General features: G+C 63.1%; 18 protein-coding genes. 10 read left to right on the forward strand and 8 right to left on the reverse strand.

Annotated features, from left to right (window positions below; translation table 11 throughout):
• Position 1 precedes the first annotated feature (1 nt).
• The 8 genes from C7T36_RS15665 to C7T36_RS15700 are packed head-to-tail and all read left to right on the forward strand — an operon-like array spanning position 2 to position 10,316.
• The gene (locus tag C7T36_RS15665; protein WP_033235877.1) at positions 2-874 is read left to right on the forward strand and encodes an SDR family oxidoreductase; all 873 of its coding nucleotides are present in this window, start codon (positions 2-4) and stop codon (positions 872-874) included.
• The gene (locus C7T36_RS15670; RefSeq protein ID WP_033235878.1) at positions 871-2,001 is read left to right on the forward strand and encodes a steroid 3-ketoacyl-CoA thiolase; all 1,131 of its coding nucleotides are present in this window, start codon (positions 871-873) and stop codon (positions 1,999-2,001) included. The genes C7T36_RS15665 and C7T36_RS15670 overlap by 4 nt, the downstream gene beginning before the upstream one ends.
• A 35-nt stretch (positions 2,002-2,036) precedes the next feature.
• Positions 2,037-4,244, forward strand: coding sequence for an acyl-CoA dehydrogenase (locus C7T36_RS15675; RefSeq protein WP_045066509.1), 2,208 nt, complete (start codon positions 2,037-2,039; stop codon positions 4,242-4,244).
• A gap of 24 nt (positions 4,245-4,268) precedes the next feature.
• Positions 4,269-5,477 (forward strand): acyl-CoA dehydrogenase family protein, encoded by a 1,209-nt coding sequence (locus C7T36_RS15680; protein WP_033235880.1) that lies wholly within the window; start codon positions 4,269-4,271, stop codon positions 5,475-5,477.
• Position 5,478: 1 nt separating this feature from the next.
• Positions 5,479-6,600: an acyl-CoA dehydrogenase family protein gene (locus tag C7T36_RS15685; RefSeq protein ID WP_045066510.1), complete on the forward strand. Its 1,122-nt coding sequence runs from the start codon at positions 5,479-5,481 to the stop codon at positions 6,598-6,600.
• On the forward strand, positions 6,597-7,667 hold the full coding sequence (locus C7T36_RS15690) for an NADP-dependent oxidoreductase (RefSeq protein ID WP_052683463.1): 1,071 nt from the start codon (positions 6,597-6,599) through the stop codon (positions 7,665-7,667). Before C7T36_RS15685 ends, C7T36_RS15690 begins: the two co-directional genes overlap by 4 nt.
• 58 nt (positions 7,668-7,725) lie before the next feature.
• Positions 7,726-8,649, forward strand: a complete 924-nt coding sequence (locus C7T36_RS15695) for an SDR family NAD(P)-dependent oxidoreductase (protein WP_045066511.1) — start codon at positions 7,726-7,728, stop codon at positions 8,647-8,649.
• 8 nt (positions 8,650-8,657) lie between these two features.
• Positions 8,658-10,316, forward strand: coding sequence for an AMP-binding protein (locus C7T36_RS15700; protein ID WP_045066513.1), 1,659 nt, complete (start codon positions 8,658-8,660; stop codon positions 10,314-10,316).
• Between the two features lie 51 nt (positions 10,317-10,367).
• Here the strand turns inward: C7T36_RS15700 and C7T36_RS15705 are convergent, their stop codons facing one another.
• Together C7T36_RS15705 and C7T36_RS15710 are read right to left on the reverse strand one after the other, a co-directional pair.
• On the reverse strand, positions 10,368-11,285 hold the full coding sequence (locus tag C7T36_RS15705; RefSeq protein ID WP_045066514.1) for a 3-oxoacyl-ACP reductase: 918 nt from the start codon (positions 11,283-11,285) through the stop codon (positions 10,368-10,370).
• Positions 11,278-13,425, reverse strand: coding sequence for an acyl-CoA dehydrogenase (locus C7T36_RS15710; protein ID WP_045066515.1), 2,148 nt, complete (start codon positions 13,423-13,425; stop codon positions 11,278-11,280). Before C7T36_RS15710 ends, C7T36_RS15705 begins: the two co-directional genes overlap by 8 nt.
• Positions 13,426-13,595: 170 nt before the next feature.
• Between C7T36_RS15710 and C7T36_RS15715 the strand changes: the two genes are divergently transcribed.
• Positions 13,596-14,765 carry a low temperature requirement protein A gene (locus C7T36_RS15715; RefSeq protein WP_045066873.1) on the forward strand — a complete coding sequence of 390 codons (1,170 nt, stop codon included), beginning with the start codon at positions 13,596-13,598 and terminating at the stop codon, positions 14,763-14,765.
• 201 nt (positions 14,766-14,966) lie between these two features.
• Here the strand turns inward: C7T36_RS15715 and C7T36_RS15720 are convergent, their stop codons facing one another.
• The 6 genes from C7T36_RS15720 to C7T36_RS15745 all read right to left on the reverse strand — a co-directional run bounded on the left by C7T36_RS15720 (position 14,967) and on the right by C7T36_RS15745 (position 22,528).
• Positions 14,967-16,310 (reverse strand): MFS transporter, encoded by a 1,344-nt coding sequence (locus C7T36_RS15720; protein ID WP_045066516.1) that lies wholly within the window; start codon positions 16,308-16,310, stop codon positions 14,967-14,969.
• A 40-nt stretch (positions 16,311-16,350) separates the two neighbouring features.
• Positions 16,351-18,654 (reverse strand): cytochrome P450/oxidoreductase, encoded by a 2,304-nt coding sequence (locus C7T36_RS15725; RefSeq protein WP_045066874.1) that lies wholly within the window; start codon positions 18,652-18,654, stop codon positions 16,351-16,353.
• 157 nt (positions 18,655-18,811) lie between these two features.
• Positions 18,812-19,495, reverse strand: coding sequence for an IclR family transcriptional regulator (locus tag C7T36_RS15730; RefSeq protein WP_033235886.1), 684 nt, complete (start codon positions 19,493-19,495; stop codon positions 18,812-18,814).
• A 106-nt stretch (positions 19,496-19,601) separates the two neighbouring features.
• Positions 19,602-20,315: a type 1 glutamine amidotransferase gene (locus C7T36_RS15735; protein ID WP_033235887.1), complete on the reverse strand. Its 714-nt coding sequence runs from the start codon at positions 20,313-20,315 to the stop codon at positions 19,602-19,604.
• Positions 20,308-21,561 carry a Mur ligase family protein gene (locus C7T36_RS15740; protein WP_045066517.1) on the reverse strand — a complete coding sequence of 418 codons (1,254 nt, stop codon included), beginning with the start codon at positions 21,559-21,561 and terminating at the stop codon, positions 20,308-20,310. The genes C7T36_RS15735 and C7T36_RS15740 overlap by 8 nt, the downstream gene beginning before the upstream one ends.
• Positions 21,562-21,586: 25 nt before the next feature.
• A complete protein-coding gene (locus C7T36_RS15745; protein WP_033235889.1) occupies positions 21,587-22,528 on the reverse strand; it encodes an EamA family transporter in 942 nt (313 codons plus the stop codon).
• Between the two features lie 72 nt (positions 22,529-22,600).
• On the opposite strand from C7T36_RS15745, the gene C7T36_RS15750 reads away from it, so the two are divergent.
• Positions 22,601-23,494 carry a LysR family transcriptional regulator gene (locus C7T36_RS15750; protein WP_045066518.1) on the forward strand — a complete coding sequence of 298 codons (894 nt, stop codon included), beginning with the start codon at positions 22,601-22,603 and terminating at the stop codon, positions 23,492-23,494.
• Positions 23,495-23,546: the final 52 nt, after the last annotated feature.

Consider the following 23,546-nt stretch of genomic DNA (forward strand, 5'->3'; position numbering starts at 1 on the left):
CATGACGAGGCGCTTTGACGGCCGCCGGGCGCTTGTCACCGGTTCCAGTCGCGGAATCGGTGCGGGCGTCGCAGAAAGACTGGCAGCGGAGGGTGCCGACGTCGCCCTCGTGGCGCGGACGCTCGGTGCCCACGCGACCCTGCCTGGCAGTCTCGAGGAGACTGCCGCTCGAATTGCGAAGTACGGAACCAAGGTCGAGATAGTGGTCGCGGATCTGACCGACGAGCAGCAGCGCGACACCGTCGTGGCTCAGGCAATCGAGAAGCTCGGCGGGACTATCGACATTTTGGTGAACAACGCGGCAGCAGCGATATACGCGCCGCTGTCCGAGTACCCGCTCCGTCGGCGGCGTGTGGTCTTCGAGGCAAACGTCCACGCGCCACTCGACCTGATGCAAGCCGTGATACCCGGCATGGTGGCAAACGGATACGGCTGGATCGTCAATGTGTCCAGTGGAACCACGAAACAGTGGCAAGGTCCGCCGTTCACCTTGATCGAACCGGGAACCGCGATGACCGTGTACGGCGCCTCCAAGTCCGCGCTGAACCGCATCAGCAACGGCATGGGTGTCGAACTCTACGGCGAGGGCGTGCGCGTCAACACGATCGAACCGCGGGCAGCGGTGCTCAGTGAGGGCGCAAGAGTCCTGGTCGGTGAGACTATTCGGCCGGATCAGGTCGAATCTATGGAACAAATGGTGGAAGCGGTCACGGCGCTGTGTGATTGCGACACCGAGTTCACCGCGCGTTCGTGCGTCAGCTTGGACCTGATCGACGAGTGGGCCTTGACCGTGCGCGGTCTGGACGGAACTGCATTACCGGACACAACAGCACTACCGGACTTGACAGCATTACGAACCGAGGAGTTGGCATGAAGCCCGTCATCGTGGACGCTGCACGAACACCGTTCGGCAAGCGTGAGGGATGGCTGTCCGGTGTTCACGCGGCGGAACTGTTGGGTTATGCGCAGTCCGGTGTGCTGGATCGGGTGGGAGTGGATCCGAAGGCCGTCGATCAGGTCATCGGTGGCTGCGTCACGCCGCTCGGTGAACAGTTCGGCAATATCGTGCGGACATCCTGGATGCATGCCGGGCTTCCGCTGAAGGCGGGCTGCACCACGATCGACGCTCAGTGCGGAACCGCGCAGCAGTCGGTGCAGTTGCTGGCGGGCCAGATTGCCATCGGAGCCGTCGACGTGGGCGTGGCCTGCGGGGTGGAACTGATGTCGCGGGCTCCGCTCACCTACAAGGTGGGCACCGGTCTCGGAACGCCGCGGCCCGAGTCGTGGTCACTCGATACCGTCGATCAGTACACCGCAGCAGATCGTATTGCCGTCAAACGTGGTTTCAGCCGCGAGGATCTCGACGCCTTCGGGCTGCGCTCGCAACAGCGGGCCGCTGCAGCGTGGGACGCCGGCCGATTCGACTCGCACATCATCGACGTGGTGGTTCCAGGGTCGGACACTCCGGTTCACCGTGATCAGGGACTGCGCGAGTCGAGCCTGGAAGGTCTCGCCAAGCTGCGCACCGTTCAAGAGGGTGGGTTGCACACCGCTGGAACGTCTTCGCAGGTCTCGGACGGTGCGAGTGCTGCTCTGCTGATGTCGGCAACTCGCGCTTCGGCACTGGGCGTGCGGCCGCGGGCCCGGATACTGGCGCAATGCGTCATCGGCGGCGACACCGAGTTCATGCTCGACGGTCCCGTGGACGCCGCGTCCATTGTGTTGGAACGCACGGGCCTGACGATCGCCGACATTGATCTTTTCGAGGTCAACGAAGCGTTTGCCTCGGTGCCCATGTCCTTTGCGCAAGCACACGGCGTCGACCACGACCTGCTGAACGTCAACGGTGGCGCCATTGCGCTCGGTCACCCGGCCGGGGCAACCGGTATTCGTCTGTTGGCCAATGCGATCGACGAATTGGAACGACGCGACAAGTCCATCGCCCTCATCGCGATCTGCGCGTCGGCCGCAACCACCTGTCTGATTCTCGAACGTATCTGACGCCGAAGTAGAAACCGAAGATTGAGGAACCCACCATGGCACTGTCCCTGCTCGAAGACCACCGTGATCTCGCCGAAGCGGTAGCCGCGTTTGCGGCCCGCAACAGCGCAGTTGCCGATACCCGAGCCAATTTCACGCGCTACGCAGCCGGCGAGCAACCGGATTCCTGGAAGGCGTTGGTCAGCCAGGGTCTGCATGCGGTGCATCTGCCGGAGGAATACGGCGGTGACGGTGCCGGTCTTGCAGAACTTGCAGTGGTCGTCGAGCAGTTGGGAATGACGCTCTACCCCGGATCGTATGTTCCGACTGTCATCACCGGTGGAGTCCTTGCGGCCGGTTCCGGTAGCGCGGCGGCAACCATGCTGGGCGAGTTGGGAAATGGTGCCACCGGTGCGGTCTGCAGCGGTTCTCTGGTTGCGGAGCGCTCGGCCGCCGGGTGGACTGTCAGTGGTACTGCCGACCCCGCCCTTGGCCTGCCCGGCGCGGATGTCGTTCTGGTACAGGCTCGTAGCAGCGAAGGTGCGCTGTGGTTCCGGCTTACGCCGGCAGCCACCGCGGTAGTGGAGGTCGAGGACGGAATCGACCTGACACGCTCCATCGGCACGTTGACTCTGACCGAGCATCAGGTGTCGGCCGCGGAGATTGTCGACGGATTATCGCCGCACCGCGTCGAGTTGATCGTCAATACCGTGTACGCCGCCGAGGCCAGCGGGCTTGCGGGTTGGGCGCTGCGCACAGCAGTCGAGTACGTCAAGACTCGGGTTCAGTTCGGCAGCCCGGTAGGCAGCTTCCAGGCCGTGCAGCACAAAGCGGCCATGATGCTCGTGCGTTCCGAAATTGCCTGTGCAGCAGCCTGGGACGCAGCCCGGTCGGAAGAACACGACGTGGACCAGCAGACGCTCGTTTCCGCTCAGGCTGCTCTTGCGGCGTTGCCGATCGGGATCGAGAACGCACTCGAATGTGTCACGTTGCTCGGCGGCGTCGGCTTCACCTGGGAGCACGACGCGCATCTGTACTGGCGTCGCGCGCTCAGCATCGCGGCTGTTGTCGGTGCGGAGGAGAGGTGGGCACACACACTGGGTGAGCGCTCTGCTGACGCGGTTCGTGACTTCTCGTTTGTCGATCCCGACATGTTGCCGGACTTGCGGGCTGAAGTACGTCGGGTGTTTGCCGACGTGGAACTGCTGCCAGACGACGGAACCACCGACGCGAGTTGGGCTCCGGCCAAGGGAAGCGCCAGGCGTGCTCGTTTTGCCGAGGCCAAACTTGTTGCCCCGCATTACCGCGAACCCTACGGTTTGGGGGCAGGTCCCCAGGAACAGGCAGTGATCGCTCACGAGTTCGCCACGCGTGGATGGGCGCAACCGTCCACAGTGATCGGCGAATGGGTGCTGCCGACGATTCTCGAACACGGCAATGCCGAGCAGCAGGACAGGTTCGTCGACCCGACTCTGCGCGCAGACATCATCTGGTGCCAACTCTTCAGCGAGCCGGGAGCAGGCTCCGACCTGGCCGGATTGAGCACCAAGGCGCGCAAGGTGGACGGCGGCTGGGTCATCTCGGGGCAGAAGGTCTGGAACTCGGGTGCGCACGAAGCGGACTGGGGCGTCTGCCTCGCCCGCACCGACGCGGATGCTCCGAAACATCGTGGGCTGTCGTACTTCTTGGTCGACATGACGTCGGCGGGCATCGACGTCCGGCCGCTCAAGCAGTCCACCGGCAAGTCGGAGTTCAACGAGGTGTTCCTGGACGACGTGTTCGTCCCGGACGAGTGCCTGGTTGCCGAACCGGGACAGGGCTGGAAGCTTGCAGCGACCACACTGTCCAACGAACGTCTGAGCATGGGTTCGCGTCTGCATCACGGTTCGAGTGAGCAGTTCCGTCAGGTTATCGCCGACGGCAGTCACGACTGCTCGCGCGAGGATGCAGTGGAAGGTCTGGGGCGCAGTATTTCTCGCGAACTGGCACTCTCCGCCATGAACCTGCGCGGCGTTTCGGCCCGACTGGCCGGTCAAGAACCCGGCGCCGAGATCAGCGTCTCCAAGGTATACAACGCACTGGCCCAACGTGAGGGTTCGCGAGATCTGCTCCGTTTGCTGGGACCACGTGCGGCAGTGGTCGATCCCCGTGCCAACTACGGCATCGATCACATCGGTTTGCCATCGATTCTCTTCGGCGGCGGAACCGTCGAAATTCAACTCAATGTCATCGCGCAGCGCGTTCTCGGCCTGCCGCGCTCCTAGCCATATTCTCGAGGAGTCTTACCCATGTACCTGGATTTGTCAGAGGAGTCGAAGACTCTGCGCAAGGAATTGCGCGCGTACTTCGCCGAAATCATCAACGACGAGGATCGCCGCGCGTTGGTCGATCAGACCGAAGGCGGACCCGTCTTCGATCGCATCCTGCGCCAGATGGGCAAGGACGGCTGGTTGGGCTTGGGGTGGCCGGAAGAATTCGGTGGCCGCGGGGAGAACCCCGAAGCTCTGTACGTGTTCTACGACGAGGTGATTCGCGCCAATGCACCGCTGTCGCTTGTCACGTTGAACACGGTTGGCCCCGCGTTGATCAAGCATGGAACCCAGGCGCAGAAGGACTTCTTCCTGCGCCCGATCCTGGCCGGCGAGTTGATCTTTGCCATCGGCTACACCGAGCCCAACGCCGGTACCGACCTCGCTGCTCTCGAAACGCGAGCTCGCATCGAGGGTGACGAGCTTGTCATCAACGGCAACAAGATCTTCACCAGCGCCGGCGTCTTTGCCGACTGGGTGTGGCTGGCCGTGCGCACCGATCCGGATGCCCCGACACATCAGGGCATTTCGGTGGTACTGGTACCGACAAGCGCTCCCGGATTCTCCGTTACGGAAATCCACACCGTTGGTGGAATCAGCACCTCGGCAACCTATTACGAAGATGTGCGGGTACCGCTCACCAACGTTGTCGGTGAACTCAATCAGGGTTGGAAGCTCATCACCAACCAGCTCAACCACGAGCGGGTTGCCTTGGCCGCCCGCGGTGGTATCGCCAACGAGCTTTTTGCCGAGGTGGTCGAGTGGGCGAAGACGGAACCGGCCGGTGACGGCCACGTCTACGACATCCCATGGGTCCGGGAAAAGCTGGCAGAGGTCTACGCGCTGCTCAGTGCAGCCGATTTGATGAACTTGCGACTCGTTGCCGACGTTGCCGCAAACACCTTGGGCGGTGGTGATTCTGCTGCCGCCAAGATCTTCGGCACCGAAGCCGTCGTGACTACGTACGGAATGCTGCAGGAAGTGCTGGGAGCCAAGGGATTGCTGCGTCCGGGAACTCCGGGTGCAGTGCTCGAAGGCCGCGTCGAGAACCTCGGCCGACGCGCTCAGAACAATACCTTCGGCGGTGGCACCAACGAAGTCATGCGTGAAATTGTCGCGGCCAAGTGCCTGGGTATGACGCTTGCTGCGCGTCGTCGCCCGGCTGCAACACCGAACGAAAAGAGCTGACATGGAATTCGAATTCGACGACAATCTGTCCGCGGTGCGGGATCTGAGTGAATCGATCTTTGCTGCGAAGTCCGGAGTCGACCGACTACGTACGGTGGAGAGCGCAGGCGGTTTCGACGCCGACCTGTGGAAGGTGCTGGCCGATTCCGACGTTCTGGGAATCGCCCTGCCCGAAGAGGTGGGCGGTGCGGGGCTCGGAATGCTTGGGCTCGCTGCAGTTCTCGAGCAGCAGGGTCGACGCGTTGCGCAGGTACCGCTGTGGTCGGTCGTCGCAACGGCGGCGCTGCCGATTGCAGAGTTTGGCAGCGCGGAGCAGAAAGCGTCGTGGCTTCCAGGACTGCTCGACGGTTCCGTGATTGTCACCGGCGCGTTCGACATCGGACACGGTGCCAACCTGCGGGTGCGGGCAGAGGCAACGGGTGACGGATGGACGCTGCGCGGAATCGTCGATTCGGTGTCCGCTGCTGACGTTGCCGACGCTGTGGTTGTTCCGGTGGCGATGCCCGACGGCGGAACCAGCGTGATGATCGTGCGCACCGATCGTCTTTCGCGCACCACGTTGAGCGTGACAAACCGTGAAAGTAACAGCACTGTGCAGTTCGACGGGGCCACCGTCAGCGCCGTTGACGTTCTGCCTGGCGACGGCGCGGCCATCTACGAGTGGACGCTGCGTCGAGCTCGGGTTGCTCTGGCAGCCTTGGCTGTTGGTGTGTGCGAAGAAGCGCTGGCCATGGCAGCAAAGTACACCTCGGAGCGTATCCAGTTCGGTCGACCCATCTCCACCAACCAGGCTGTATCCGTCCGGGCCGCCGACGCGTATCTCGATACCGAGAGCATCCGACTGACCGCGCAACGCGCGGCCTGGCTGATGGACACCGGAGTGGAGAGTGAAGCGGAAGCTGCTGCACTGGTGGCCAAGTGGTGGGCATCGCGCGGTGGACTCCGAGTTGTTCACGCAACCCAGCATCTGCACGGCGGTATCGGCGCTGATGTCGACTACCCGATCCATCGCTACTTCCTGTGGGGGCGTCAGATCGCCTTCTCGCTCGGCAGCGCAGGCGCGATCGGCATGGAACTGGGCAATGTTCTGGAGAAGGGTGCTTCGATCGGCGCACCTGTATGACCACGGGGGAGAACCTGGCGGTGCGCGTGCTGCGCGCACCCCAGGGTCTTCCACAGGCGGAAGACTTTTCGGTCGAGATGGCTTCCATTCAGCAGCCGCAAGACGGTGAGGTGTTGTTCCGGGCTTGCTATCTGGCGATCGATCCCAGCGCCAGGCGGCGGCTACCGTCCGCTGACGGACGCCCGGGACCGCTCGGAGCGGTGGCCGGGATCGGCGACATAGTGCTGGCAGGGGTGAGCCCACCACAGGCAGGCCTCGACGGTGCGTTGGTTGGTGAGGTTGTCACGTCGCGGCACCCGGATTTTGTGCCAGGGGACCTGGTTCGTGGCGGAAATACGTGGCAGGTCTTTCACACGGTCCGAGGCGAGCACCTGGACTTGTTGGAGCCACGTCCGGGATTTCGACTGGAAGCGGAACTGGGAGTACTCGGTAGGCCGGGATTTGTGGCGTACTGCGGACTGCACTTCGCGTCGACGCTCGAAGCCGGTATGACGGTGGTGATCTCGGCTGCGGGCGGCGCCGTCGGGATGGTGGCCGGACAATTGGCTGCGCTGGCCGGCGCCCGCGTCGTCGGCATCGCAAGTGGTGACAAGGTCGCCTACGTCGTGAACGAACTCGGTTTTGCAGACTGCATCGATCGGACCGACGAGACGATCGCTGCGGGACTGGCGAGGACCTGCCCGGATGGCGTCGACCTGTATTTCGACAATGTCGGCGGTGAGACGCTGGCCGCGGTGTTCGAGCAGCTCAACGACTTCGGTCAGGTTGTGGTGTGCGGCATGGCAAGTGAGTACAACGGCGCCGAAGCCGACTTCGGGCCACCACTGCGCCCGGTTCTTCGCAAGCGACTGAAAATTCAAGGCTTTGTGGTGTACGACCATTACGAGCACTATCCGCGCTACCGCGAGTGGGCAATCGAACAACTCGACGCAAGGCGGTTGCGTTATCGCGAGGACGTCGTAGACGGGTTGGAGAATGCCCCGCAGGCATTGGAAAACGTACTGACCGGCCGGAACCGCGGCCGTCAGCTTGTACAACTTGGTCCTCTGCCGCAAGTTCTGCGGTAGCGGACGCGTCAAGGAACCCAGCCCGACACGGTGGTCGGGGAAATGGAAGGTGTAACGCATGACGAATGACAGCACCAGATTCACAGGCCTCGCGGTCGTCACGGGAGCCAGCCGGGGAATCGGCCGGGCGATTGCGAGACGCATTGCAGCAGAGGGGATACCGGTCGCGGCGGTCTCGCGCACATTGCGTGCCGGCGACGGAAGCCTGCAAGGCTCGCTCGAGGAAACCGTCGGATTGATCAATGCGGCAGGAGGAACCGCGAAAAGCTTTGCCGTCGATCTGGGGACTCCTGAACTCGATCGCGCCGCACTGATCGCGCGGATCGAGGACAGCTTCGGACGACCGGTGAGCATCCTCGTCAACAACGTGGCTGCGTCGCGGCGCTACGAGACAATGTTTGCGGACATGCCGCGAGAGTGGTTCTACGACTCCGTCGAAACGAACGTGTGGAACACCTGGGACCTGATGAAGGCGGTCATCCCGAGCATGCGCGCGAACGGCGCGGGGTGGATCGTCAACATCTCGTCCCGGCAGGCCGGGCCACGCGTCGGGCCGCCTTTTGCGCCGCATCCGCTGGCCGGATCAGTTCTGTACGGCGGAACGAAGGCGATGATGGACCGGATCAGCACCGGATCCGCGATGGAGCTGTACAGCGACAACATTGCGGTGAATTCGCTTGCGCCCAACCGTGGCGTCGCAACCGAGCACGCTGCCGCAGCGGTTCCGGGATGGCCGTCCGAACCCGAGGACACGATGGCCGAAGCGGCACTCCTGCTCTGCACTGCTGAACCGTCCGAGGTAACCGGCCGTGTCGCATACAGTCTGCCCCTGCTCAAAGAGTTCGGTCGTTCCGTACATGCGCTCGACGGCAGTGGTCTGCTCGCCGGCTGGCAGCCCGACGACCTCGACGAGGACGGCTTCCCCGGGGACTATCTCACCTTCAACCCGCCCGCCCCGGTGCCGGCTGAACTACTGAAGTAAGGAGCGACGTGGATACGTACGCAGAAATCATTCGAAGCCGCGCCGAGGACGACAAAGTTGGACTTCGATACGAGGACACTTCGTGGTCGTGGCGTGAGGTGGTGCAGGAAAGTGCCGATCGTGCAGCGGCATTGACGTCGTTGGTGCCGCAACCAGGCGACCGTCAGATCCACGTGGGCATCCTGCTCGAGAATGTTCCGGACTTCGTATTCTGGCTGGGCGCCGGACCTTTGGCCGGCGCGGCCGTTGTCGGTATCAACGCCAGTCGCAGTGGCGCGGAGCTGGCACATGACATCAGCCACGGAGACGTGGACGTCGTCATCACCGAGAACGCCTTGGCGCATCTCGTCGACGGCACGGGCCACGGTCTGCCACCCGAGCGCATCCTGAACATCGACAGCCCCGAGTACGCCGACTTCCTGGCGCCGTTCCGCGGAGCAGCATTACCCGAGACTGTGCCGACACCGGAAGAAAAAGCGTTGCTGCTCTTCAGTTCCGGTTCGACGGGTGCACCGAAGGCCGTGATCGTCGGACAGGGACGGCTGGCACGCTTGACAGCTGCCATGGTCGATCGGGTATCGCTGCGCCGCGATTCCGTGACCTACCTGTGCATGCCGCTCTTCCACGGCAACGCGGTGATGTTGAACCTGGCGCCGGCGATGTGCGTCGGCGCGACGGTTGCCATGACAAGGAAGTTCTCGGCCAGCAAGTTCGGTCCGGATATCCACCGCTACGGCGTCACGTACGTCAACTATGTCGGCCGGGCACTGTCGTACACGTTGAGCAGCCCCGAAGATCCCCGGGATGCGCAGAGCACCCTGGAGTTGGCCTTCGGCACCGAGGCGTCGGAAACCGACGTCCGACGATTCTCCGAGCGGTACGGATGCACCGTGATGGAGGGCTACGGGCTCAGCGAAGGGGTGTTCCGGATCGGGCGCACACCGCAGACGCCCCGGGACTCTCTGGGTATTCCGCAGAACGGTCTCGACATCCGGGTTCTCGACGAAGCGACAGGTATCGAATGCCCGCCTGCGGAATTCGACAGCGACGGTCGTCTGGTCAACGCCGAGGCGATCGGTGAGATGGTGGCAATCGGCCTGGCTCACACGTTCGAGGGGTACTACAAGAACCCCGGGGCGATGGCGGATCGAGTCAAGGGCGCCGATTTCTGGTCCGGCGACCTGGCCTACCGCGACAGCGACGGCTACTTCTACTTTGCCGGACGGTCTTCCGACTGGTTGCGCGTGGACAGCGAGAACTTCTCTGCCGCGCCGGTTGAGCGTGTCTTGCAACGGGTTCCGGGAGTGGCTGCCGCCCCGATTTTCGCCGTTCCGGACCCGCGGACCGGTGACCAGGTCATGGTTGTGGTCGAGATGGAAGACGGCGTGAGCTTCGACCCCAAGAGCTTCGGTGATTTCCTCGACGAGCAGCCGGACATGGGCGCAAAGTGGTGGCCACGATTCGTTCGGGTCATCGATCGGTTGCCCTTGACCGGAAGCAACAAGGTCAACAAGACGCCGCTACGGCGCGCAGCTTGGGCCACAGACGATTCCGTGTACACCAGGGTGGGACGAACGCGTGAGTACGTCTTACTCGACGACGGTGGCCGAGACGCCATAGAAGCGGAATTTCGCGCACATGGCCGATTGGCGATGTTGCCGAGCTAGCGTGCTGTGCGCCTTTGTTAACCGCGGGCGGTTAACAAAGGCGCACAGTGGTTAGGTGCCAGTTGTATCCAGTTCGATGATGCTGCTCGCGGTGTAGGTTTGTCCCGCAGGTAGTTCGGCGACATAGGGCACCAGCTGATCTGCGAACTCTTCTACTGTGAAGACCCCGTCCGCGGCAACAAACTTCTGTTGCACCGTGGGCGGGGCCATCAACGCCACCATGTCGCCGTAGACGACAAACACCTGGCCGTTGATCGTCTGTGCTGCCGGAGTTGCCAGGAAAGAGACGAAGGTGGCAACACGTTCGGGTGCCATGATGTCGAGTCCCGTATCCGGTTCGCCGTCGGCAAAGACGCCGGCCGTCATCTCGGTGCGGGCACGTGGGCAGATCGCGTTGGCGGTGACGCCGTACTTCGCCAGTCCACGTGAGGTGGACAGCGTCAGTGCAACGATGCCCGCTTTGGCGGCAGCGTAATTGGCTTGACCAGCACCGCCGAGCAGAAACGCTTCGGACGCCGTGTTGATGACGCGTCCGTACACCGGGCCACCAGCAGCCTTGCCCGCGGCGCGCCAATGCACCGCAGCCGAGCGGGAGAGCGCCGCATGGCCTTTGAGGTGAATCGCGATGACGTCGTCCCACTGCTTCTCGGTCATGTTGAAGAGCATCGCGTCGCGGGTGATTCCGGCGTTGTTGACCACGATGTCCAAGCTGCCGAAGGTATCGACCGCGGCTTCCACCAGGCGATCTCCCAGCGACCAGTCGCTGACGTCGCCGGTCACCGCAATAGCACGGGATCCGAGAGCTTCGATTTCGCGCACGACATCGTCTGCAGCAGAACCGATGTCGTTGACCACGACACTGGCACCGCGAGAGGCCAATGCGAGTGCTTCGGTGCGGCCCAAGCCGGCTCCGGCGCCGGTGACGACAGCGGTGCGACCGGTGAGCGAGGTATCAACTGAGTTAGGCAAGAGCTGGCTCCCTGGGTAGTCCGAGAATGAGTTCGCCGATCTGGTTGCGGAGGATTTCCGACGTACCACCGGCGATGGTCTGGAAGCGCACTTCCAGAAAACTGTGATGGACAGGCATTTTCAGTTCGCTGCCTGCGGGCAGGAAGCCGGAGAGCAGCAGTCCGGCGTCGGCGAGTCGCTGACCGTGTTCGCTGCCGACGAGTTTCAGGACCGCGCCCTCGGGGCCCGGTCCTGCGCCGAGCACCGCGAGTTCCGCGATTCGGGTGGTCAATGCCCGCAGCGCCAGATCCTCGGCAACCAGGTCGGCCACCGTGTCATCCATGCCCGAGTTCTGTTCGCGCACCACGGTGAACAGATCGTGGATGCTGTAGGTGACGCCAAGACCGAGTCGTTCCCGGCCTATGGTGACACGCTCGTTTCCGAGTGCGGACCGCGCAACTCCCCAGCCGCCGTTGACTTCACCGAGCACATCGGCATCGGGAACAAACACGTCGTCGAGGAATACCTCGGAGAAATGAGAATCACCGGTGATCTGCTTGATCGGACGCACCTGCACGCCGGGCGCAGACATGTCGATCAGCATCATGGTGATGCCCTTGTGCTTTCGCGCCTCCGGGTCGGTGCGAACAGTTGCCATGCCGTGCGTGGAGGTCACACCGCCGCTGGTCCAGGTCTTCTGGCCGTTGACAATCCAGCCGCCGTCGACGTGCCGAGCCCTGGTAGTGATGCCTGCTGCGTCGGAACCGGCGCCGGGTTCGCTGAACAGCTGGCACCATTTCACGGTGCCCATGAGGCTGGCGTCGACAAAGCGTTCGTGTTGTTCCGCCGTGCCGTGTCCGACAACGGTAAGGAGGACCCATTCGCCGATTCCGTACTGCGGCAACTCGAGTGCCGACAGTTCCTCTTCCAGAACCAACTGCTCAACGGCGCCCGCGCCGCGGCCCCACGGCTTCGGCCAATGGGGAACGGCATAACCCGAGTCGACGAGTAGGCGTCGAAGCTGATCAGCAGGTGCCGCGACGGCTTCTTTGACGAAAGCCCGAGCCTGCGTGCGGTACTCGTCGGCCTCGGCGGGCAGTTCGATGCTCGATTCGCGTCGGATCCCGGCGGCGGTGGCGTCGGCGATATCGGCTCGCGCGACAACGGGGGAGAAGGAGGCGTTCAATGCGCCCGCACGACGCAGATACAGGTGGGCGTCGTGCTCCCACGTGTAGCCGATTCCGCCGTGCACCTGGATGCACTTCTGCGCTACCCGCATGGCGGCGGGGAGGGCGGTCACCACGGCAACAGCTGCGGCGAGGGCGCTCTGATCCTTGTTGTCGGAGGCTGCCTGGGCCGCATCCCACGCTGCAGCGGTCGACATTTCGCGGTCCACGAGCATGTTGGCAAGGATGTGCTTTACCGACTGGAAGGAGCCGATTGCGCGGCCGAAAGCAAAGCGGGCCTTGGCATATTCGACAGCCAGGTTCGTGGCCGCGGTGATCACGCCCGCGGCTTCGGCAGCCGCCAGGGTGCGTCCGATCGACACTGCGTTGGCACTCGCGCCGGGCAGAACCGCAACGGCGTCGACGCTACCGTTTGTGGTCACCGCAGAGAGCGGGCGCGTCGGATCGAGCGTCGGAGCTCCGGTGATCTGTACCTGTTCGCGCCGTAGTACAACAACGTCCTCACCGATCGCGACCAGAAGAATGTCGGCCATCGCGGCGCACAGAACCTCGACAGGTTCGGCAATCTCGACACTGACGCCCGATAGGGTGGCCGTCGCGGCGATTCCGACTGCTGCGACGGCGGTTCCGTCGATCAGGCCCGGAAGGAGTTCGGCCTGTTGTTCGGTAGCTCCTGCCGCGGCAATCACCGCCGATGCCCACACCGTCGGAAGCAGCGGCCCGGGAGTCACCGCGGATCCCAATTCTTCTACCACCACGGACAATTCAGGCAAGCCGAACCCGGCGCCACCGTATTCCTCCGGCAGGTGGACGCCCAACCAGCCAAGCTCGGCGAAAGTCGACCACCCCGACGGCAATTCGTGCGTCGGATTGTCGAGACTCTCGCGAGCCTCGGCGAGTGGGTCCGCTCGCGAGATGTAACTGCGAACCGACTGCGCAAGAGCGCGCTGGTCTTCGGAAAGTGCAATGGACATGGAGAACTACCTCGTTACGCGACTGAGCCCGCAGGCTGATTGTCACTGCCGCAGGACTACCGCAGACAGGAGTTGTTCCCTCTACACGTATCACGACAAACCCGGCTGTAGTGGACAATCTCGCTGAGTGGGTCCAGCGCATCCGCTATCGGAGCGCTACTCTGCGAACCGTGAGTCGTATCAATTCATTCATCCGGCCGTTGGTTCCCCGTGATCCGCATGAGGCACATCGAGTAGCCACACCACTCGAACTGCTGACGGACCTGTGCTTTGTCGTGGCAGTTGCCCAGGCAGCCACGGGCCTTCACCACGCGATCAGTGAAGGGCACGCGGCCACAGGTGTCGGGCACTTCGCGATGGCGTTCTTCGCAATCTGGTGGACGTGGCTCAACTTCACGTGGTTTGCCTCCGCCTACGACAACGACGACGGCATTGCACGACTTCTGACGATCTTCCAGATTCTGGGCGCGCTGGTACTGGCAGCCGGGATTCCGCGCTTCTTCGACAACGATCCGCTGCTGATCATTCTCGGCTACGTCATCATGCGAATAGCCCTGGTGATTCAATGGGTTCGAGTGTCGAGGAACGATCCCGAACACGCACTCACCGCCCGTAGATACGCCCTCGGCATCGTGCTCGTTCAACTCGGGTGGATCGGCTTCTACTTTGTACCGGCCGCGATCTACGTTCCGACGTTCCTGTTCCTGGTGCTGTGCGAATTTGCTGTGCCGGTGTGGTCGGAGAAGCCGGGAATGACGCCCTGGCATCCACACCACATCGCCGAGCGGTACTCACTGTTCTTCATCATCGTTCTCGGCGAAACGATTCTGTCCACCACCGTCGCGATTCAAGACGCGGTGTCCGGTGAACATCCGGCGGCCAAAGTGGCGTACGTCGTGGTCGGCGGAATCCTGATCGTCTTCAGCCTGTGGTGGCTGTACTTCCAGCGAAACGCCGGCGACGCTCTCGGCGGCGACAACGTCTCGCCCTTCGTCTGGGGTTTCGGGCACTACTTCATCTTTGCCTCCGCCGCTGCCATCGGTGCCGGCCTGGCTTCCCGCGTCGACTACTGGACCGGCCACGCCGAAGGCAGCGCGTTGGTGACCGGTGCGGCCGTCACGGTGCCGGTGGCCGTCATCCTGGCAGCACTGTGGTTCATTCACATCCGATTGCACGATTCGTCTACGCGAACCCTCGTGCCATTCGGCGTCGCTATTGCGGTGATCCTGGGCGGTACTTTCACCGCCGTCCCGGAATTGGTGGCCGGTCTGGCCTGCGCGGCACTGCTGGCAGTGGAGTTGGTTCTCACCGAGGGAACGAAGGACTCTGCCGCGCACTGATCGCGAGGCGTGTTCTCGAAATGACGACCAGAGTAAGGCCGTCGGTTCAGTCTCGCATCGTCGAAAATCCAGATCCCAGGCGCAGATCCAGATTTCCGACGATGCGTTGCAAACCGAGTCTCTACAGACACCACACGGGAGTCGGAGAAGGTCCGCCCAATAACCTCGTTGCCGTTCTCGACGTCCTCGGGGCTGCAGTGACTACTCGACCTTGTCGAGGTCGACTCCCTTGGTCTCGCGGCTTGCCAACAGGGCGATCACAGTGATCGACATCGTGATCACCAGGTAACCCACGACCATGCCGACGCCGTGGTTCTCGATGAGCCAGATGGCGATGAACGGGGCGGGCGCACCGGCGAGGATCGACGAACCTTGGAACACCAGCGAGGAGCCGGCATAACGGTAGCGGGTCGGGAACAACTCGGTGATCCAGGCTGCTTCCGGGCCGGCGAGCATGCCGTGGAACAGTGCGCCGACGCACACACCGAGCCACAGCATCGGAAGACTCTCGAGCTGCACGAGCCAGAAGAAGACCGGCGCCCAGATCATGAGGACGACAGCGGGCACGAGCATTGCGATGCGGCGGCCAACACGGTCGGACCACGCTCCGCCACCGATCATGCCAACGAACTGGAACACCGAGGCGAAGGTAACGGCCATGATGACATCGCCGCGCGCAAAGTCGAAATATGTGGTGGCGTAAGCGATAACGAAGATCGTATAGATGTAGAAAGCGATGTTTTCACCGATTCGCATACCGAGACCGATGAGCACCACACTCGGTCGCGACAAGGCTTCGACAATGCTCGAGCGTTCTTCCTGCGGAGCCTGTGCGGCTTGCTCCTGTGCGGCCTTGAACACAGGCGATTCCTCGACGCCGCGGCGCACCCAGAAGCCGATGGCGAGCAGCGGGATCGCGAACAGGAAGGCGATGCGCCAACCCCACTGGTCGAACGCCTCGTCCGGGACTGCGAATACGAGAATCGAGACCACGACAGTGGCCAGAACCGTACCCATCGGAGCACCGGCCTGCGGCCACGAGGCCCAGAAACCGCGACGCTTGGGTTCGCCGTACTCACTGACCAGCAGCACTGCGGCACCGAACTCGCCGCCGAGCGCGAAGCCCTGGATCATGCGCAGTACCACCAACCCGACAGTGGCCCAGATGCCCACCTGTTCGTAGGTGGGTAGCAATCCGATCGCGGCAGTCGCCGTACCCAGCAGAATGAAGGTGGTCACCAGCATCGGCTTGCGGCCGTACTTGTCGCCAAGGTGCCCGAATACGATGCCGCCGAGCGGCCGGGCGACGAAGCCCAGGCCCTGGGTGGCGAGTGCGAGCAGCAGCTTCGCAACGCCGCTGTCGCCCGGGAAGAAAAGCGGCCCCAGTACGGTTGCGGCGAGGATGCCGTAGATCGCGAAGTCATACCACTCGAGAACGGCACCAGCCATGCTGCCGGTCAGTACGCGCTTGAAACTACTGCGGGGAACGGCGTCGCTGACGGGAGGTTCTTCCAGGTCGGAGACCTGGGTTGTCTGTGATCCCATGAGGATCCTTTCGGGTCGGGAAGAAACGGGGAAATCTGGGTCAGAGCGCGAGTGTGATCTTCTGTCCGCAGGCGCGCGAGCAGCAGGTCATCATCGATTTATTCTGAGCGCGTTCGGTTTTCGTGAGCACCATGTCTCGGTGATCCACCGCGCCGTCGAGTACGGGGGCCTCGCACGATCCGCACAGGCCTTCCTCGCAATCGCTGGGGATGTCGATATTGGAGGCACGCAACGCGTCGAGGACGGTCTGATCGGCAGCGACCTGGATTGTCAGACCTGAGTCGCGGAGTTCGACCTCGAACGCGTGCTCGTTGGACGGGTCGAGTGTCGCGAGCGTCGAGGTGAAATGCTCGACGTGCAGCGAGTCTTCCGGCCAGTGCGCAGTAGCCTCCTCGAGCGCGGAGAGCAGTCGTTCAGGACCACAGGAGTAGATCTGAGTGTGTGCCGTCGCAGTGGAGAACACTGTCGCGATGTCGAGACGGTTGCCCAAGGCGCTGGAATGCACGACAAGGTGGTCGCTGTGATCGGCATTCAGCCTGTCGAGCATCGCCATCGTGGCGACATCGCGTCCGCAGTAATGGATCTCGTAGTCCTTGCCGGCGGCCTTGGCGTGATCGGCCATTGTCACGATCGGCGTGATACCGATGCCGCCTGCCACAAAGACGTAGCGCTCGGCAGCCGGATCGAGCTTGAAATGGTTGCGGGGCCCACGCATCTTGAGGGTGTTTCCGGCTTCGAGAGTGTGATGCACGTAGCGCGAGCCGCCCCGGCTCTCGGACTCTTCGCGCACGGCGATCTCGTAGCGGGACAGATCGTGAGGGTTGCCGCACAGCGAGTACTGCCGCGTCAGATCGCCGAGATCGATGTCGATGTGCGCGCCCGGCGTCCACTTCGGAAGTGCTTTGCCGGAAGGATCGGAAAGGGTCACCGTGACCACGCCGTCGGCGGCGGGAGTGATCGCCTCCACTCGCACCATGCGCGAGATATTGGTCTTGGACGGCTCGCCGACCTTCACGGGCTGTCGTCGCAGGAGAATCGAAGCATCGCGGAGTTCAGGGTTTGCGTCCGGATTCCACTGCACCCAAACATGATCCGGACCTCTGAATGAGGTGTTCGGTAGGTAGGTGAACTCCTGATCGGGGACGAGTTCCAGGTGTGGGAGTCGTGTGGTGATCTCCTCGAGGAAGATCTGCATCTCCATGCGAGCCAGATTCTTGCCCATGCACTGATGGCTGCCGTAGCCGAAAGTGAGGTGATCGCTGGAGTTCTCGCGGCGAATATCGAACTCGTCCCCGCTCTCGAAATGGCGGTCGTCGCGGTTCGCGGACGATGTGACGATCAGGAGCTTGGAGCCCTTCGGGATGTCGATGTCGCCGATTCGGGTGTCGGCAGTGGCCAGTCGGCGCCACGCGGCAACTGAGCCAGAATGCCGCAGGCACTCCTCGACGGCGTTCGGGATCAGACTGGGATCCTCGCAGATCTCCTGCCACACGCTCCGGTTTTCGAGCAACAAGCGGAATGCGTTTGCTGATGCGTTGGCGGTGGTCTCATGAGCGGCAACGATTCCCGCCATCATCATCGAGTGCAGATAGGAGTCGGTGACGACCTCCGGTTGTTCCTTCTGAACGCGGAGTCCGTAGGGCATCCAGCCGTGGCCGGAGGGATCCTTGCGCATCTTTTCGAGCACCGTGCCTGCGTACTGCCAGAACTTGCCTACGGCTTCGGCGACCGCGACCTGTTCCTCGGGTGCGGGTCGGCCCCAGGTGTTGACGGTGTGCGCGATGGAGTACTTGCGTAGGTCGTCCATGTCCTCCTCCGGCACGCCGAGGAAGTGCAGCGCCACGGTGAGCGGGACCTCCCACAGCATTTCGTCGACGAGGTCGACCTTGCCTGAGTTCACGAAGCGGTCGACGTACTCGCGGACGAGGCGCCGAACCATCGGCTCGTGGTGCACGAGTTCCGCCGGCGTGAACGGATCCATCAATGCGCGGCGACGCGGCATGTGCGCCGGCTCGTCTTCGTTCACCAGGGTGCGCGACATCGCGTAGTCGTATTTGGCGAGGGTGGCGGTGGCTTCCTCCGAGACAGGGGTGATCTTCTCCAGTGCGATGGACGGCGAGAACAGGATGTTGTCGCGGAAGACGGCCTTGACGTCCGAATAACGAGTGACGACCCAGTAGCCGATTTCGGGACTGAAGAACACGGGCTCCTCGTCACGGGACCAGCGCAGCGACGCAGCGGGGTCCACCTGGTAGTCGCCGCCGAAGGGATTGAAGCTGGCTGCCTTTCCGGATACCGGACATCCCGAGTTAAGAGCCGCATGATCGATCGGGCATCCGTTCATGACTTCTGACATCTCTATAAACCGTCCTGAACTGTGAAGTTACTAATAGCGCACATAGTGTGCTTTGAGCGCACTTCGCACAGGGTAAGTGAGGTCACATTCAAAGGTCAAGATGGCTGAAAAACACAGTCGGGCGAAGATTTCCCCGACGGAACGATCAGGCAGAGATGAGGCGTTCGAGTTCTCGCGCTGTGGTCATCACGGCTTGGGCAGCGAGTTCAGTGTCGAGACCGTCGATCGCCACGACGCCGACGCTGCGTTCGAGGTTCGTAGCCGATCCGAGGTTCTCCGGCAGTGCAATCCCGGAGGCAATGCCGATGGCGCCGTGCTCGAGTTGCCCCACAGTCAGGCTGTATCCGTCCTTGCGTGCCCGTTTGATCTCTTCGGAATCAGACGCAGCGTCGGGCCGCATGGCCAATATCGCGATACCGGCAGCACCCTTGTCGAGGGGGTGTCGCGTGCCGGTTCTGTATCCCACTCGGATGAGTGTGTCTTCGGGTTCGGCGACCATCAGTACAACGCAATCCTGGCCTTGCGCAACGGATATGAAGGCGGTTGCACGCGTGGTGTTTGCCAGTGAGTGGAGTAGGGACTGCCCGTCCCGGTTGAGCTGTGGCTCGAAGCAAGAACCGAGAACCGCGGCTCCGACACCAAGACGAATGCGTCCATCCTCGATGCGAGCGATCAGCGAATGTGCTTCGAGTGTCGAAACGATGCGATAGCAGATGGCTCGGTGCACGTCGAGCTCACGAGCAAGGTCCGCAACCGAAATCCCGGTCGGGAACTGGGCAATGATGTCGAGCGCACGCAGCCCACGATCCAGAGTTTGCAGGGTACTCATTGGCGTCCTGTTCGTGGTCGGGCGGTCCGTGTCGACTTTACGTTTCCAGGCGCCCTGGTGCGGTAAGCAGAAGTGCCGGGATGCAGAAGCGCTCCAGCTCTACAGATCAGCGAACCGAGAGTCGTTCCTTGCGAAGCTGATCGACCTCGGGCAGGTGCAGGGGCTCGAGTGAGTCCACGCCCAGAGCGCGCATCAGTAACAGGTCCGCCAACTCGGGATTGCGGGCCAGAACCGGTCCGTGCATGTACGTGCCGATGACGGAACCCTGGGTGACGCCCTCCAGGCCGTCGCCGACACCGTTGCCGACACCGTGCGTGACGCGTGCGAAGCCGGACGCGTCGGCGCCGAGAGTGGTTCCGCCACGATGGTTTTCGAAACCAGACAGCGGTGCGGTGAGCCCCTTGATCAAGGGCTTCGTGATGACTTCACCGATCGAGCGCTTTTCCTGCGGTGCGGTCGTGACGTCGAGCATCGACACGCCGTCGACGCGCTCGCCGCTCGAGGTTTCGTACCAGTTTCCCAGAACCTGGATGGCAGCGCAGATAGCGAGGACGGGTGCGCCGCGTTCGGCCGCGCGCTGCAGTCCGGGGTATTTCGCGAGATGCCGGGTAGCGAGGCGCTGCGCAGAATCCTCAGCACCGCCGAGGGCGTAGACGTCGAGTGAATCCGGCACCGGGTCGTTGAGCGTGATGTCGACGATCTCGGCGTCGTAGCCGCGCATGCGCAGGCGCTGACGCAGGATCAGGGCGTTACCGCCGTCGCCGTAGGTGCCCATGACGTCGGGGAGGACAAGCCCGATGCGCACTGTCGAATCAGACATCGCGAGTCTCCTTGGCGATTGCGGTGTTCAGATCGCGGAATGCCGTGTAGTTGGCAAGAACTTCGACGCGACCGGGCGGGCAGGACGCGATGGCGCGCAAGGGATCCGGCTCCAAGGTGTGCTCGACGCCGGCGTAGGTGAGGCGCACCGCGAGGTCGGTTCCGCGCTCACCCGCCGCGACTACCTTGACGCCTTCGAAGTGTTCGAACTTCACGTCCCACAGCCAGGAGAGATCCTCGCCGTCGGGGACCTGCCCGTTCACGGCGATGACCAAGCCGTCGACGGAAGGGTCGATCATCGACAGTGCTTCCTGCCAGCCGGCGGGATTCTTCGCGAGGAGCATGTGGACGGAATGGGAGCCCACCTGGACGGTGCTGTATCGCCCGGCAACTTCCTGGACCGTCGACGCGGCGGCAACTGCGCCGACCGGATCCGCGCCCAAGGCCACTGCAGCAGCGACGGCCTGAGCTGCGTTGCCGCGGTTGGCTTTTCCGGGAAGCGTCAGCGTCATCGGAATCTTCAAGCCATCAGGGCCGTAGAGATTGTCGTCGTCGAGCCACCACGCCGGCTCGGGCCGCGCGAAGTCCGAACCGGTACTGCGCCAGTGCTTTCCCTCCCACACGATGGGTTCGCCGGTGCGCGGGCAGCTGACGGAATCGCTTGCCCAGCCGCCGCCGGCCGCAACCCACACGACGTTGGGGGCGTCGTATGCCACGGAGGTGACCAGCACGTCGTCACAGTTGGCGACGATGACCGCATTCGGGTGCGCATTGACGCATGCCCGCAGTTTGCGTTCGATCATGTTGATCTCGCCGACGCGGTCCAGCTGATCGCGGCTCAGATTCAGGAGCACGATCACTTCGGGGTTCACGGCGTCGGCGACATGGGGAACGTGAAGTTCGTCGACTTCGAGTGCCGCGACCGGCGCGTTCATCCGGTTTGCCAGTGCCGCGACGATTCCGGCGTCCATGTTGGCGCCGTCGGCCTGTGTTGCTACGTCACCAAGCGTCGCGAGTGCCGCTGCCGTCATGCGCGTTGTTGTCGACTTGCCGTTGGTGCCGGTGACGACAACGGTTCGCTTCCCGCGTCCGAGTTGGGTCATCAGCGTCGGGTCGATCTTGAGGGCGATGAGCCCACCGATCATGGAGCCCTTGCCGCGGCCGGCTTTCTGCGATGCCCAGGAGGCTGTGGCGGCAGCGCGCAGGGCGAGCTTTCCGCGTGTCGTGATCGATAGTCCAGTTCCCACGGCCCGAGTTTGGCACAGCGCGCCGTCAGACTTCGAGTCGTGCAGGTGCTTGTCGTACGGGTGTGTTCGACGGAACAGCGGCCTTGGGGGTGCGTCGGATCTGGGCGGCGCTTGCCCCGGCGATCACGACTACGGCTCCCACCAGTGACAATGCGCTGGGATTTTCGTGCAGGAACAGCCAGGATGCGCCGATTCCCACTACCGGGACGAGCAGCGAGAGTGGTGCGACCGTGCCTGCGGGATAGCGTCCCATCAGGATGGTCCAGATGCCCGACCCGGCGATGGTGCCGATCAACACGATGTACGCGAGTCCGATCAGCGCCGGCCACCCGTCGGCACTGAACGAGGTTCCGAGGGCCTCCCAGCCCGTGCTCGGACCTTCGACGGCAGCGGACAGGGCAAGCATCGGCAGCGGAGGAATGACGCACATCCACAACATCAGGCGCATGGGCGCTGGGTCCCCGGTGGTACCCGCGGCCGCGAGGCGGCTACCGAGGTTGCCGAAAGCCCAGGACAAGCCGGCCAGCAGGGTCAGGATCACTGGTAACAACGCGGCCTGGTGCGAGCGATCCCATCCGATCAGGGCCATACCCGCCACGGCAACACCGATGCCGGACACCTGCCACGCGCTGAGCTTCTCCCGCAACAGAACTGCGCCCAGTAGAACAGTGAAGGGAGCGGACGACTGCAGGACCAACGAGGCGAGACCGGTTGGCATACCCGTGTGCATCGCCCAGTACAGGAAGACGAATTGGCCGAAACCGAAACCGAAGCCGTAGAGCAACAGCCATCGCGCCGGAACCTGAGGGCGCGGCACGAAGATCATCACGGGAATCGCGATGAGTAAAAAGCGCAGCGCGGCGAAGAAGTACGGCGGGAAGTGGTCGAGTCCCACCCGGATCGCCAGGAAGTTCAATCCCCACATGATCGCGACGGTCAATCCGAGAAGGCGGTCGCGAGGAGTCATGTCTTTAATCGTGAGCTGTGTAAAGCATCAGGACAAGCGAATAAAGATGGACCATTAATGTAGTTTTTCTACATGGATGCAACCCGGTTGAGAGTGCTGCGTGAGCTGGCGGACAGAGGAACGGTCGGAAGCACCGCCGACGCCCTCTCCATGACTCCGTCCGCAGTCTCGCAGCAGCTCAAGATCCTCGCCCGCGAGGCCGGTGTGCCGCTCCTGGAACCGGACGGGCGCAAACTCAGGCTCACCGACGCCGGCCGTGCGTTGGTGCTGCGCGCCGACGACGTGGTGGCCGCTCTCGAACGTGCGGACGCGGAGATGGCGTCGTACCGGGGTTCGCCGCGAGGCAAGGTGCGGGTGGCGTTCTTTCCGTCCGGGGCGGCGCTGCTGCTGCCCAGGGTGTTGACGGCACTCGAAGGGTCCGGCGTCGACATCGATGCGTGCGACGTGGATCAGCCGGCGTCTGCGGTGCCGCGGCTTCTGGCCGATCACGACGTGATCCTCACCCATCGCGACGAACGCGCTGCGGAGACGTCGTTTCCGCGGGTGAGCGTGCAGCCTCTGATGCGTGAGCCCATCGACTTGGTGCTGCGGCCGGATCATCCTCTGGCAAAGCAGGATTCGGTTCGGTTGGATCAGTTGGTGGACGAGAACTGGATCAGTGTGCGCGGAGGATTTCCGGTCGACGACGTACTGATGTCAGTTGCGGCTGTTACCGGTGTGCAACCTCGCGTCGGACATCGGATAAACGATTTCCGGGTTATCGAGGAGCTGGTCGCCGCCGGACACGGAGTGGCGTTGATGCCGCGGCACGCGATCACACATCCTGCAGTGTCGAGGAAACCGATCGCCGGTGTGCGTGCTGCCCGGGTCTATGAATTGGCCACGCGATTGCGCGCCGATCGAAGTCCCGCGATCGCAGTGGTGCTCGCGGCGTTCCGCGACGTTGCACGGGCCGTCGGAGAATAAACAAAACGGGAGCGACACGATTAGTGCCGCTCCCGCTTTGATGGTGCAACCT

Source organism: Rhodococcus sp. AD45-ID (assembly GCF_003023755.1).
Taxonomy (GTDB): domain Bacteria; phylum Actinomycetota; class Actinomycetes; order Mycobacteriales; family Mycobacteriaceae; genus Rhodococcus_F; species Rhodococcus_F globerula.